Raw genomic sequence first — 12,212 nt, forward strand, 5'->3', positions numbered from 1 at the left:
TTTCCTGCTTAAATATGTGATGCAAGCCAACGGGACAGTGAACATATGGTCAAGGCTGGATTCGCAATGCCCAAACGAGGAAAAGCACCCGGTCCAATGGCATACACACCCGGCATAGCCGTTAATTCCAAGTCGTCTGTTAAAGCAATATCGCCGGTTCCGCCAATAGGGTGCGTACAGCTCTCATGTTCGTACGAGCCATAAGGAAAGATAAATCGCGTATAGACATTTGACTGCTCTGCCTCACTCAGTGCTGCCAGTGCCTGCTCTATCTCGGTACTTTCTGTCGAACCAAAAAACCTGCCGGCTTGTTCTGTGGGTGTGTCAAACAACGGTACTAATTCTGTACCTAACTGCTCACTGGCAAATTCAACAATGCGTCTGGCTACACGGTTGTAGTTTTCAATCCCTGCCTCTGAATGATGTGACTTAATGTCCAACCATGTCTGCCCCTGACTGTAGTGACAATGGAGCTGGCTGAATTCAGACTGATCTGGGTTTTGCTCAATCACTGCCATCAGCAACAAAATGCGATCTCCGCTGTCGAGATTCGGTCGCTCCACCACAAAGATGTTGGTATTCAGATCATGATGCTCGCTGAAACCATGCCACAACATTTCATGGCGGTATTCAGCAATGCGTTCACCCTGTTCAACTTTCACGGCGATACCAATACAGTAATGATCGGTCACCTGTGCTGTTGTGGACTTTTCCAGCGATGTGGAAATAATCTTGTTATTCACCAGCGCCGATGCCGACAAAATACATTTATCGAACGGTAATGGATTCACTGTGCGCCCGTCCTGATCAATCAGAAAAAAGCCTTCCGGTTTCTTTTCCACTTTGGCGATCGTCGCTCTTTCAATTTGAATCACCCCATCCCTGATAAAGGGTTCAAGCTGATATAAAGGACTGTATGACGAAAATGTCGCATTCTCGCCGACAACCGCAGCCTGAGGCGCATGAATCAGAGGCATGTCAACCTGTTGTTGTCTGGTCATTTCTGGGTATTTACCGATAAATTCCTTCTGCAACTGGCGATACAAGCCTGATGGGCCATTTAAGCGCTGCTGCCAAACCTCAGACCAGCTTGCCAGTGCCTGTGGTTCAAGCGGCAGCATGACCCCGTGGTAACACAGCGAACGCCCTCCCAAACGCTCACTGATTCCACCGATAGCCCAATGTTCATCCGCCGACCAATACACTTTCTTTTCATCGCCATTCAAAACTCGGGTATCGAAATGCACATGTTCTTTACGCAAATCCGGTCCGGCTTCATAAACCACAATCTTGTTGCCCTGAATGGCGGAATAAAGCGCAAATTCAAGACCAGACAGTCCCCCTCCGACTACACAAAACGTCGACATTTCCTCTCCTTTTTTAAATTCCCTTTCGGGTGAAAATTACCGTCTGTCGGCCAGGTATAAAATGGTCAAACCTAACAAACCAACAGCCGATGAAATAAATATTGTCATACTGATATCAAAGAAATAATTACCAAAGAAGTAAACAACAGATGAAACGGAAGATGATATAAAGAATGAAATCGACAACAACGAACTACCAACACCCGGTCTTCCTTCAGCAAGCGATTGCAAAAATCCGATAGGGATACTAATAAGACATGCCGCACCTAATGCAATCAAAGGAATTAACAGATAGACATGAACGATATTCTGAGTCACAGACAACAGCATGGTAGACAATGAGAATATGACAGCCCCCATAATTATCACACTGGATGTTTTCTTTTTTTGCGCTGACTTAGACCAATAAAAAATAAAGAAAACCTCAAACACAGCAATACCGGCTTCAAATACACCAATATCTGAATACTCACCCTGGACCTGATTGACAATAATAAATGGAACAGTCGCATCTAAGGTAAACAGCATGTTAGTAACAAGCGAAACACTTATCAGTTTTATAATGTTTGAAGCGTGGAATACTTTAGAAATAGGTTCGGAAGACAACATTGATTTATGGCTTTCGTTGACAAACTTTTCCTTAAAGTACAAGGTGAAGATCAAGCAGCACATAATGCCTGAAAACAGCCAGATAAAAATGAGCTGTTCTTTTTGAAGTGCCAACATCCCTATCATACCAAGGGTTAACACATATCCCATCGAATAGGTCGAACGCAGTGCCGCGTTCTCATTGTGCGCATTATCTGCGCCATCCACATTGCGCTTAGCCGCTGCATAACCAAAAATTAAAGAGTTCAATACGCAAAATACTGGAAGAAGCAAGCAATTAGCTAAAAAGTACGTATACTCATTCGGCCATACGTAAAGTGCAATATTTCCAAACACACCACAAATGCTACAAATAATAATATACTTTACAAAACTTCCTTCTTTGTCTGACCTCATGCCAAAATAGATACTAAAAAAGGTGATAATTACTCCTGAAAGTAGAATCACTAAACTATAATAAATTTCTTTCAGGCCAATGACATCGACACCAAAAATATTCTTATACGGATTCACAGCAGCATTTGCACTGGCAAACAACAGAATGGCAAACACCTGTTTATTCATAAACAGAGAAACGGGCGACTCTGAGCGACCGAGCGATTTTAAAATATTGAACATATAAAGCCTTTGTGTCGCATGCACTTATAAGAACATGGTCAATTAAGGTGTAACTCTTAAATCCTGACAATTAATCAATGAGTCAGTTGGCGGGGAGATTAAACACAGGAATATGTTTTTTATATCAACAAAAGAACTTATCTCGAGTCACTTAATAATATTTAAAGAAACAAACCACAGTCAACATTTGAAACCGTGATCAAGAATAGATATCAAAAAATCAAGAAATAAAATATATCTCTTTATCTGAGCAGTAAAGACATCAAACTTTCCAAAAAAGGTTGAGTTTAAAAGGCAATTATCTGATTACCCATCAGATTTGTCTATTTTACACCAAAAATTACAGCGTTATTGAACCAGCCAACTAAAGATAGAGTTATCATTAATTTCCTGTGCAAAAAGTGATATCAGGACAGACACAAGATGAAACGAGGAATTACCAGGACAGGCATAGCAGCGATACAGGGTGAGATAGCGGGACAGACACTTTATGAAATAGAACAAGACAGAGGAAGCATGACAAATATTATTTAAAAATCAATAACTTAATGTTAATTGGCAGTGCGGCATGGTATTACGGGAGATCGAGGTCACGCCCTTTTTATACTTTGGCAAAACGCTCTGCCACTGGTTTAAAGCTTTTCAGTAAATTCACCACAAGCTTTGCATTGATAGCCATGCCGGCAAAAAAACAAGGGAAAGCCAAGTAAAAGGAAAACGACAAAAGCGGGTCGTTTCCCTTTTGTATAGGGCAGTAATTCATGACTTCCACAGTGCGGGCAGGCATCTGCTCCCCCGCTACAGATATGACTGTCCTCGACAGCTTGTGAAAAGTCACTGCTTAAAATATCACGAGCTTGCTCGGCATGTTGTTCAGCGACCATAAGGCGTACGCCACCCATCGCATTGGAGTACAACCACTGCACATTCACTGTATGTTCGTCAGCCAGATGGCTCAGGATACCTGCAGCCTCAAGGCTGGCTTTCGCTATATGTGCTTCATGAGGAAACAAAAACCGAGCAATGACAATCATGTATTCTCCTGGTGTTTAAACAGACTGAGCGGTGCATGGCCGCACCGCCTTTCTACACTTCTACCTGCACGAATGACAGTTTCTAGCAATCGACGATAGTTTCAAATCCGCCATAAATAAGACGCTTGCCATCAAACGGCATGGGATTCAGGTTCTGATCGCAGATAGGATCTTTCATGAACAGGGCCATGCCATCATCTCGGGCCACTTTTGACGGCCAAATGATCCATGAAAACACCACTGTCTCACTGTCTTTACATTTTACCGCCATAGGAAAAGAGGTGATTTCGCCATCTGGTATATCATCACCCCAGGTTTCAACCACACGCTCGGCGCCGTATTTTTTAAAGACCTGTGCGGCTTCTGCAGCATGTTGTTGGTATTCCTCTCGTTTGTCTGTTGGCACAGCGCAAACAAAACCATCTACATAACTCATACTCTTTCTCCTCTACCTATGGTGCTTTACGCACGTCTGTGTCTTTATAACTCACGTTATTTTCACCCTGCAACTCACGAACTGGGCGAATTTCTACGCTGCCGTAGCGTGCTGGCGGGATCTTACTGGCCATCTGAATCGCTTCGTTCAGGTCCCGGACATCTAACAGGTAGAAACCTGCAAGTTGTTCTTTGGTCTCAGCAAAAGGGCCATCCGTAATGTCCACCTTGCCATTTCGAACGCGTAACGTGGTTGCCGTCTGGATAGATAGCAGCGCCTCGCCTCCGATCATATAGTCACGCGACCGCAGGGATTCGCCGCAATCGATACACTCACGGTTGAGCGCATCCCACTCGTCTTGCGTGAGCGTCTTCATTACTGATTCATCGTAGTACACCAAAGCTACATATTTCATTGCCCTGATACTCCCTGTCTGATTTCAGAAGCCGGTTACTGCTGGCTGTCGTCGCCTGGTAACATCACCATCCAGCCCATGCCAAATTTATCCGTTACCTGGCCATATAAAGGTGACCAGAAAGTTTTTTCTAGCGGCATACGAACCGAACCACCGTCTGCCAGCGCATCAAATACACGACGTGCTTCCGCTTCGGAGTCAATCGATAATGCGAGATTAAACCCGGTAAACGGCCCTTCGTCACCGCAGCCGTCGGAGGCAAAAAGTTTCATACTTCCGATTGTGAATTCGCAGTGCATCACCTTGTTTTCAAAACCGGCAGGTAACATGCCCTCAGGTACTGGATCCGGGCTTTCATTGAACCGAAATATCAAATTCACACTCGCGCCGAGGTGTTTCTGGTAATACTCTAATGCCTCATCGCAGCGACCTGAGAAAAACAGATAACAGTTCGATTGCGCTTGCTGCATTGAAAGTGTTTGCCGTAACTGAGCTTCTTGTTCGCGAGCTGATCCGTCGCTGTCGATCTCAGCAAAATCGTCCATTTCATAAAAAGGACGAATTTCAATGTCGGACGCTTCTTCCATTGGATTCGGACATTTTTTTACCCACTCAACAGCTTCATCCATTGAGCTGACATTCCAGACCCAATAGCCGGCCACAAGCTCGTTGGTTTCGGCAAATGGCCCTTTGGTCACAGTGCGTTCACTGCCATTAAAGCGCACACGAATACCTTCACTGCTGGGTTTTAATCCATCACCCGATGCCATAATGCCGGCTTTGACCAGGGTTTCATTGAACTCGCCCATAGCCAATAGCAGTTCCTGACTTGGCATTTTTCCCGCTTCGGAACTTTCACTGGCTTTCACAATTACCATGACTTTCATTGTGCTTCTCCTGTCTGTGTATTCAGAGTGAATGAAGAGCGACTTATTTTTGCTCTCTACACAATAGTCGAGCGAACCTTTAGAAAATCGACAACAGGTGAAAAATTTTTTTATCTTTTGACAGGTAACTATTTAAGGTGTTGTCAGCAATGCCAGCTTTCGTTTGAGAATACGTTGTTCCGGAGCTTGCTGAGTCAGGCTCAGAGCATGCTCTAAGGCTGAGACAGCTTCTTTAACCCGACCGGCCCGGGTCAGTAATTCGCCATAGGTCGCAAAGGTGAGGTGATAGGTTTGGAGGACTTTTTGTTCAAGCAGATTTTCAACGATCTCAATCCCTGCCAGCGGACCATCACGCATCGCGACGGCGACAGCTCGATTAAGCTCAATAACTGGCGAGGGCGCCACGTGGAGCAGCAGGGAGTATAGCGACACTATCTGTGACCAATCGGTGCTGGCCATATCCGCCGCCTGAGCATGGACCGCCGCAATCGCGGCCTGCAATGTGTAATAGCCTATATTTCTGGTTTCCAACGCACTCTGTACTAAGGCAATCCCCTCTTGTATCAGAGCGGCATCCCACAACCTGCGATCCTGATCTTCCAGCAAGACAATGTCACCTTGCTGATCCGTTCGGGCATCCCGGCGGGATTCATTGAGCAGCATCAGCGCCAGCAGGCCAGACACTTCAGCATCGGGCAGCAAGGATCTGACTAAACGCGCCAGACGAATGGCTTCAGCCGTCAGCTCGGAACGTGTGACATGCTCACCCGCCGATGCAGAGTAGCCCTCGTTATAGACCAGATAGATAACAGACAGTACAGATTCAATTCTGTCCGGCAGATCAGTTTCTGAGGGAATCTGGAAAGGAATGTTTGCTTCGCGGATTTTTGCCTTACCCCGTACAATACGCTGTGCCATGGTCGATGGCGATGTCAGAAAAGCGCTGGCAATTTCTTCAGTGGTCAAACCACACACTTCCCTCAGCGTTAACGCGACCTGCACTTTGGCATCTATGGCCGGATGGCAGCAGGTAAAGATCAATCGCAGCTGATCATCTTCAATCACCTGATCATCGAATTCAGATAGGCTTTCAGTGCTATTACTGATAAACGATGTGTCATTGGGATCATCGTGTAGCTCTGAAACAATCTCAACTTGGCGCTTTTGCCGGCGCAGATGATCGATGGCTTTGAAGCGTCCGACAGAAACCAGCCAGGCGCTGGGGTTATCTGGAATCCCCTCTTTTGGCCACTGAGTTAACGCTGTGCTGAAAGCATCATGCAGCGCCTCTTCCGCCAGGTTAAAATCACCCAGCAAACGAATTAAGCTCGCATACACTTTGCGGGCTTCATTGCGATACAGATGATCAATTTTGCTTTGTACCACTTCGCTGGTTACAGGTGATTTCATCCGTCTCTCCCGCGCTGGTCGGCTTTAACCAATACCAGGCTAGTGTTTACAACACTTCACGACATCGCCCATTCTACGGCTTTGGCTGCGTGAATGGTCGTCGTATCGTACAGCGGGATACCCGCATGTTCCTGAGAGATTAACATGCCTATTTCAGTACACCCCAAGATAACGGCATCCACACCAGCCTGTTCTAACTCATTGACGATACGAATATATTCATCGCGAGAGACTGTATTAATGTTACCCAGGCAAAGCTCGTGATAAATGATGTCGTGAACCTGCTTACGATCCTTTTCGCCGGGAACCACAACCTCAAGGCCATATTTTTCTGATAGACGATCTTTATAGAAAGACTGCTCCATTGTAAATGCAGTGCCTAACAAGCCCACTTTTCTGATCCCGTCTTTGACAAGTTTTTCGCCTGTTGCATCAGCAATATGCAGCAGAGGAATACTGATACTCTGTTCTATCTCCGGGGCAACTTTATGCATGGTATTTGTGCAAATCAGCACAAAATCAGCCCCTGCAGACTCCAGACTTTTTGCGGCATTAACCAGTATTTCAGCCGCACCTGCCCAGTTGCCACTGCGCTGTAATTTTTCAATCGGCGCAAAATCCACACTATGAAGAAGGATTTGAGCCGAGTGAAGGCCACCAAGCGTATTTTTTACACCCAGGTTAATTTCCCGGTAATACCCTATGGTGCTTTCCCAACTCATTCCGCCTATCAGTCCAATTTTTTTCATTCGCTCTCTCATTACTCCCTGAAAACCGTCCTGAAAAATACCAGGACAGACACAAGAAAAGTATCACTAGCCCAGTTTAGCGTGTCTGTCCTTGTAATCTATACCGTAAGCAATCAGAACCGATAGCTCAACTCAATCATATGTAAATCAGCGCCCGTCGTATCAGACCCATTGACGCCGGCATCGGAATAATGAAGATATCGGTAGCCTAATCCCAAATTGTTATACAGCGGAATACCCACTCCAAAAGTCAGGGCAAACTGGAAAGGCCCGCCAAAGTCCTGCCTCTTAAAACGATACTGGCTGAAGAGGGCACCACCGGCTCCCAAATCGAGTGTAAACTGGCCGTCTTCACTGCCCAGGGTCAATTCAGGAATAACAGAGACAACAAAAGCACTTCTACCGGTAGCCTGTAAGATTCCGGTGCTCACCATCAATCGCGTGCCCGTCCCCCAACCTGAAGTGGAATAGTCCTGCCAGGGTAAACTGAAGTTCACCGCCAAGTCGTACACCTCAAACACCTCTGGTGCGTCATCGCCCAGTAATGTTTGCTCTGAAACACGCGCGCGAATACTGAAGCTGTGCCATTTCATCTCGTCAGCGTAACTTAGTTCAGGAGAGAAAATGCTGAAAATAACGATCAGCATTCGACCGAATGGAGACAAACAGTTAGGCCAACCTGTCAAAGAAGAGGAAATACCAGGACAGACACGTGAAGAAAGAAAGGACTTCATCAGTTTCAATAGATTCCAACCCAGATCGCTACTTCGGAATTTGCCCCTTTTATCAATGAGCACAACAAAATACTGTGTATTTATCCAGCTCATTAATTGTGACTCCCAATGACGACAGCACGCAGCCAACTTATCAGTATAGAAGCCACGCCCTACTACCATTGCGTTTCCCGCTGTGTTCGCCGCTCCTTCCTTTGCGGTTACGATGAACTGACCCAGACCAGCTATGAACACCGGCGGGGATGGGTTGAGAAACGGTTGAAGCGGATTGCCAGTGTCTTCTGTGTGGATGTTTGCGCCTATGCCATTATGAACAACCACTACCATGTCGTTCTTCATATCAACAAACCAAAAGCTCATCGCCTCTCGAACCATGACGTGATAGAGCGCTGGCTCACCTTACATCGCGCCCCGGTGCTGATTGAGCGTTTTTTAAAGTACGAAGCCTTATCCAAGGCCGAACATTCTACTTGCTTAACCATCATCCAAACCTGGCGCGAGCGGCTTTGTTCCATCAGCTGGTTTATGCGTCTGCTCAATCAATACATCGCCAGTAAAGCCAATCAGGAAGACGAGTGTACTGGCCACTTTTGGGAAGGCCGATTCAAAAGCCAGGCATTACTGGATGAAAAAGCCTTAGCCGCCGCCATGACGTATGTGGACTTAAACCCGATCCGAGCCGGTATCGCAAAGACACCGGAAACCTCCGCCTTCACTTCAGTGAAAGCACGCATTGAATCGCTTGAACAAAACAAAGCAATCGCGCCCTGTCTTTTCCCCTTCGCCGGTAATCCGCGAAATCATATGCCGGAAGGACTGCCTTTTCGTCTGCTCGATTATCTAGAACTGGTTGACTGGACAGGACGGCTAATCAGGGAAGGGAAACATCACCATATCCACTCGATTCAGTGCCCTATCCTCGAACGACTCGGCTTTGACACTGCTTGCTGGCTGAAGATTTGCACCAAGATAGAAACAGGCACCCTTATTGGCGCAACCTCATCAATTCAAGCCGTTTTACCGAAATTGAATCGGCAACGGTGTATCGGCCTACGCATTCCATAATCATTCTCGATAAACAAATTTTCAGCAGTGATCCATTCGCAGGCTGCCGCACGTCTGAAAATCATACCAAATGCATAAAAGCTAACTATGCATTCCAACACGCCATAAATCAGTCTTAATAAAAAGCAGATAAAAGCGAATCGTTGAATCTAATACAGGCCTTTGTGACTCTGTCTTATGCGTGACTGTCCTTTTTATCTCTATACCTTCGCTAAAACGTGCTCAATAAACGTCGACTTCTTTTCACGGTACTCGTCGTGTGACAGACCCTCACACGATTTCTTTAACTCATTATATTGAATCACTAAGTCCGGCGATGCTCGTAACCTGTCACGAAAATCCAAAAAGCACGTAAACTCTGAACCCATCGCTACCACCTGAAAAGCAACATCCTCACTTATTGACTCAAGCATACATAGTTCACTTGTTCTCAAAGTGTTTTGCTTTTCTTGAAACCCCAAAGTGAACAGAATGCGCACAGAAGCTTCCAGTTCTCGAGCATCAACGCCGATCAAAATATCAAGATCCCCTTTTGAAATAGCACCAGGGATAGATGAAGATCCGACGTGTTCCACTCTTGCTGTTGGTAACAGCCTTCTTACTTGGATCAGGTAATAATCAAACCGTTCATAACAGTATTTCTGATATTTATCGGGATTCAGAAATTTCATGTGCCCTCTTTATCATCAAATGCCTTAACCGCACGCATAATGTGTCTGTCCTGATAATTATCAATATGTCTGTCCAAGTAATTACATTCGTAGAATGAATGAATTCTTTTTTGATTACAGAAATCAAAACATCAAATGTTTGCTAGCAGCCTTAAATAGCAAAGATGGGAATAAGAAAATTATCGAGGTGTTTATAAAGAGAGTTGATACAACACATAGAGCTAACAAGGCTCTATGTGTCGGATTATAAGCAGTAAGAAAGACGACTTATTTGTAGAAAGCTTCTACTTCGCCTTTCAGTTTGATCAGCATTGGCTGACCAAAACGATCTTTTGCTTTCGGTGAAGGGATTTTAACCCAGCCCTCACTAATGCAATATTCTTCAACATCAGTGCGCTCTTTACCATTGAGACGAATGCCAATATGGTGTTCAAAACACTCTGCCACATAGTGTGGGCTGCGAGGGTTACCGGCAAGATGATCGGGTAAAGCTGGTTTATCGTTAGTGTCGCTCATGTTCATGACCTGATGTATGTCCAAAGTGCGTCATTGTAGACAATGCCCGCCCAAGGCTCAACCAGACAGAGAGACTATTTCGCCTGTGTCCTGTAAGGTGATCGCCGTGGTAATGTCCAAGTTGAATCTCAGGCCACAGCCATAGACCATATTTGAAAGCCTACAGTGCAGAGTAATCCAGTAATAACAAGCACTCTGTCTTTGAATGCAGTTGCTGAACGCGCCGATAGTGCGGCTAAAAACACACCGGCAGATGCGCCGGTATTGGCAATCGCAAATGACAATTCAAAGTTCTGAAACCAAAAAAAGACGGCACACCCAATCAAAGCAAGCAGCATTAATGTAAAAATTGTATTGAAAAAGTCATATGCGTACTGAATATCTTCTTTACTATCCAATTTTTTCATTCTCCATTTTATGATTAACGAATCTCATCGCCGATTTACAAGGCTATGACACACCCATTCAGTCTGATTACTGTGTCGCTAAAGGTTATCAAATCAACATTACTTTATTGTACTGATTTTGATAATGCATTTCGTCGACAGATATTTCTATCTTTAGTAGATGACAGTTCTTATATTACCGCGACTGTCCTTATCGTTAGTATTAAGTGCACAACCATCATTGGTACTTTGCTGAAGTAATAAATTCGCCAAATGCCTCACACCACACTATGACAGTATTATATCTAGATAAGTCGATACCTTGTGGCACTTTAACTGCAAAGTTATCAAATGTCTTAACATCTCCTACTAGAACCATCTCAGTTTTCAATCGATTAAAATCAACTTCAGTTTCGATGAATTCAGGTGACAGATATAGCTTGTAATCAGGGCCAGGTGCTAAGCGACCCATGAGTGTAATATAGTCAGAGTCAATCCACACTTGACCCTCGCCCCAGTGAAAAGCATCGCTATCCTTGAGGTCTTTTGTGAAACTGCCTGAATACTGTGCATGAGAAGATATTTTATTTATTTCAGACTCAGTTGGCGGCGTTGGGGCAGTAAGAATAGGAAGCAGATAGATTCCTAATGCAACCCCAAACACCCCCACAGATAAGTGAGTCACTAGAAGTGTTATAATATTTTTAACTTTCATAAGACTACCAATTACAATGGGGCCAGACAAATGACATAGCCTCCCCCTCATCAAAGACAGTTAACAAAGCCAATCTAGAGTGACAATCTAAAATCTCACATTACCAGACACTATTACTGCAATCGGTGGCGTCGAGAGTCACTCTTACATGCTTGTTTTCCACCTAAAGCAAAGTACTCAGAACTCTGGGTGGTTACTAAATTGTTTTGCATCATCCCCAATATGTAGCCATTTGGGTTTTTCAGAAGTAAATTCATGAAACTGATTTTCGATACCTAATTCGCCATCGAAACAATTTGCCGCAACCGGAAATGATTCACTATCCGAGAGTACTTCACCAAGTGCCGAACCACAAACAGAGCAAAAGCACCTGTTATATTTGTACGGTTCCTCTCCCTTATAACTCGCAATCTTCTCCCGGCCACGGGTGATTTCAAATGAATTAGCATTTACAAATACCAGAGTGCTTGCTCCCACTTTCCGACATCGTGTGCAATGACACGTGCCCATCATAGTGGGCTGTTCACTTAGCTCAAATTGAACAGCGCCACAACAGCAACTTCCTTTAATCATTAACATGACCTCTTCCTTTATTATGCA

15 protein-coding genes are annotated in these 12,212 nt (G+C 44.8%); 1 reads left to right on the top strand and 14 read right to left on the bottom strand.

The window, feature by feature from the left end; genetic code table 11:
• Positions 1-8 precede the first annotated feature (8 nt).
• The 9 genes from D6M16_RS06230 to D6M16_RS06270 form a co-directional block, all read right to left on the bottom strand.
• A complete protein-coding gene (locus D6M16_RS06230; protein WP_120511056.1) occupies positions 9-1,367 on the bottom strand; it encodes a hypothetical protein in 1,359 nt (452 codons plus the stop codon).
• A 36-nt stretch (positions 1,368-1,403) separates the two neighbouring features.
• A complete protein-coding gene (locus D6M16_RS06235) occupies positions 1,404-2,594 on the bottom strand; it encodes an MFS transporter (RefSeq protein WP_120511057.1) in 1,191 nt (396 codons plus the stop codon).
• Between the two features lie 632 nt (positions 2,595-3,226).
• On the bottom strand, positions 3,227-3,628 hold the full coding sequence (locus D6M16_RS06240) for a putative signal transducing protein (protein ID WP_120511058.1): 402 nt from the start codon (positions 3,626-3,628) through the stop codon (positions 3,227-3,229).
• Between the two features lie 82 nt (positions 3,629-3,710).
• A complete protein-coding gene (locus D6M16_RS06245) occupies positions 3,711-4,064 on the bottom strand; it encodes a DUF1428 domain-containing protein (protein WP_120511059.1) in 354 nt (117 codons plus the stop codon).
• A 16-nt stretch (positions 4,065-4,080) separates the two neighbouring features.
• A complete protein-coding gene (locus D6M16_RS06250; protein ID WP_120511060.1) occupies positions 4,081-4,479 on the bottom strand; it encodes a YciI family protein in 399 nt (132 codons plus the stop codon).
• A 35-nt stretch (positions 4,480-4,514) separates the two neighbouring features.
• Complete coding sequence (locus tag D6M16_RS06255; RefSeq protein WP_120511061.1) at positions 4,515-5,366, bottom strand: YciI family protein; 852 nt, start codon at positions 5,364-5,366, stop codon at positions 4,515-4,517.
• 132 nt (positions 5,367-5,498) lie between these two features.
• Positions 5,499-6,776, bottom strand: coding sequence for an RNA polymerase sigma factor (locus D6M16_RS06260; protein ID WP_120511062.1), 1,278 nt, complete (start codon positions 6,774-6,776; stop codon positions 5,499-5,501).
• A 56-nt stretch (positions 6,777-6,832) separates the two neighbouring features.
• Complete coding sequence (locus D6M16_RS06265) at positions 6,833-7,525, bottom strand: aspartate/glutamate racemase family protein (RefSeq protein WP_120511063.1); 693 nt, start codon at positions 7,523-7,525, stop codon at positions 6,833-6,835.
• Between the two features lie 113 nt (positions 7,526-7,638).
• A complete protein-coding gene (locus tag D6M16_RS06270) occupies positions 7,639-8,352 on the bottom strand; it encodes an acyloxyacyl hydrolase (protein ID WP_162940940.1) in 714 nt (237 codons plus the stop codon).
• Positions 8,353-8,367: 15 nt separating this feature from the next.
• On the opposite strand from D6M16_RS06270, the gene D6M16_RS06275 reads away from it, so the two are divergent.
• Positions 8,368-9,324 carry a transposase gene (locus D6M16_RS06275; RefSeq protein WP_120511889.1) on the top strand — a complete coding sequence of 319 codons (957 nt, stop codon included), beginning with the start codon at positions 8,368-8,370 and terminating at the stop codon, positions 9,322-9,324.
• Between the two features lie 200 nt (positions 9,325-9,524).
• Here D6M16_RS06275 and D6M16_RS06280 read toward each other — a convergent pair whose 3' ends face one another.
• The 5 genes from D6M16_RS06280 to D6M16_RS06300 all read right to left on the bottom strand — a co-directional run bounded on the left by D6M16_RS06280 (position 9,525) and on the right by D6M16_RS06300 (position 12,191).
• Complete coding sequence (locus tag D6M16_RS06280) at positions 9,525-9,995, bottom strand: GrpB family protein (RefSeq protein ID WP_120511065.1); 471 nt, start codon at positions 9,993-9,995, stop codon at positions 9,525-9,527.
• A 267-nt stretch (positions 9,996-10,262) separates the two neighbouring features.
• Positions 10,263-10,511, bottom strand: a complete 249-nt coding sequence (locus D6M16_RS06285; protein WP_120511066.1) for a DUF3297 family protein — start codon at positions 10,509-10,511, stop codon at positions 10,263-10,265.
• Between the two features lie 128 nt (positions 10,512-10,639).
• On the bottom strand, positions 10,640-10,918 hold the full coding sequence (locus D6M16_RS06290) for a hypothetical protein (protein ID WP_120511067.1): 279 nt from the start codon (positions 10,916-10,918) through the stop codon (positions 10,640-10,642).
• 217 nt (positions 10,919-11,135) lie between these two features.
• Positions 11,136-11,612 (bottom strand): DM13 domain-containing protein, encoded by a 477-nt coding sequence (locus D6M16_RS06295; protein WP_120511068.1) that lies wholly within the window; start codon positions 11,610-11,612, stop codon positions 11,136-11,138.
• 177 nt (positions 11,613-11,789) lie between these two features.
• On the bottom strand, positions 11,790-12,191 hold the full coding sequence (locus tag D6M16_RS06300) for a GFA family protein (protein WP_240435535.1): 402 nt from the start codon (positions 12,189-12,191) through the stop codon (positions 11,790-11,792).
• Between the last annotated feature and the right edge of the window lie 21 nt (positions 12,192-12,212).

Origin of the sequence: Photobacterium salinisoli (assembly GCF_003614885.1) — a bacterium.
Lineage (GTDB): Bacteria > Pseudomonadota > Gammaproteobacteria > Enterobacterales > Vibrionaceae > Photobacterium > Photobacterium salinisoli.